The sequence below is a fragment of the Nocardiopsis sp. JB363 genome (assembly GCF_900143625.1).
Lineage (GTDB): Bacteria > Actinomycetota > Actinomycetes > Streptosporangiales > Streptosporangiaceae > Nocardiopsis.
On the sequence record NZ_FRFF01000162.1, the window covers coordinates 1 to 1,561 of the forward strand.

Sequence of the window (1,561 nt, forward strand, 5' to 3'; positions counted from 1 at the left end):
TTAGTGAGACGCGTAGGGGGTGTGTGGGGACGTCCAGATAATTCGACCTTCGCGGACCCTACAGTTACCGCCCACCGTGGATGACATTTCGATATGATCTCACACATGAACCCTACCCCAAATATCGAACCCAGCAAATTTACACGAGTTATCTTCAGGGAATTTTTGTCTGGGATCTGCACATTGATCGCATTGCTTGGCCTGTTTCTTCTGGCAGTATTTCTTTTCCCGGCACTCCGATCCTTGCTGGAGGGATTAGATTTAACCGCCGAGAATACAGTATGGCTAGTTTTGGGATTGACCGCTTTCGGCCTTACCTTGATCGGCGTGTTCGGCTCGGCGAGGTTAAGGGTAGAGCCTCTGTCTATCGGATCTGCCATCCTTGGTGCGTTCGTGCTAGCGATTGCGGCCATCGGCTTGATCACCTGGGTATCTCTTAGGTTCATGGGGATGCCTCCCATTGACCGCCCCGAACTATTGACTTTTGGTCAACTAAATACGGTCACGACACGGGCATTCGCAGCGGTTGCAGGCCTTGGAGGTGTGGCGTTTTTGGTGATCGCTTTTCGGAAGCAACGCACGACGGAATTGAGCGAGAATCGAGATGAAGTCCGCCTGTTCGATGAAAGATATCGATCTGCTTCTGACCAGCTAGGAAGCGAGGAGGCAGTCGTTCGTCTGGCTGGGGTGCACGCCTTGGCGCAATTGGCCGACGATGCACCCACTGACCGCGAAGACCTGGTCCAGATGGTCATCAATCTCTTGTGTGGGTACGTCCACATGCCAAGGTCTTCAGCTTCCGAAACCCACCAAGGCAGAGAAGCGCATGAAGTTTCCGACTATGAAAAAAGGGAGGAGAGAATCATTTCCGCCATCCTCGCCGCCATCTCCTCTCGCCTACGCATGCCCGCACATCGTTGGCAGGGAAAAGAGTTCGACTTTCGAGGTGCCCGCCTGCCCCGAGTGAGCATGTCTCACCTCCGTCTCCACGAAGTTAATATGAACTTTGAAGGAGCCAGTTTCGAAGGAACGGTGGATTTTTCATATTGCAGCTTCCGTGGGTCCTATATTTCCCTGAAAAACTGCACCCTCCACTCACATGCAAGCTTCGAAAATTCGCAAATAACGTCTGGCCGAGTGATTCTCTCCGGGGCGCATTTTACAAACGCCCCTGGTACTGAGATGCAGAAACTTTCCTTTGCGAATGCAAGGATCAAGGGAAAAAATCTGGCACTGTCTCTGATTAAGGTTAGCATTTGGCTATATGCGGATTTTCGATACACGCGATTCTCGGGCTTCAGTCTATCTCTTCCATTCGATTCATCCAAGATCGCGTTCGACTTCCGTGATGCGCGAGGGGTTGCGCCCGAAGTCAGGCACAAGCCTAATCTTATGAGTGAAATGAGGGACTTCTGGCATGTTCCCGAAGCTTGGATTCCTAGTGTGGATAACGGGAGGGTCGCAGGAGACACCAAGGGGATATAGAGTAATGTACTCAGAGCCGCGGGCCAACAACCATTTCCAGATTTAACGAAACCCTGGAGTTCCAGACTGCTTCTAG

1 protein-coding gene is annotated in these 1,561 nt (G+C 51.8%); it reads left to right on the forward strand.

Annotated features, from left to right (window positions below):
• The first annotated feature begins 105 nt into the window (after positions 1-105).
• Entirely contained in the window at positions 106-1,485 is a 1,380-nt protein-coding gene (locus BQ8420_RS24945) for a pentapeptide repeat-containing protein (protein WP_160049420.1), read from the forward strand.
• Positions 1,486-1,561 lie beyond the last annotated feature (76 nt).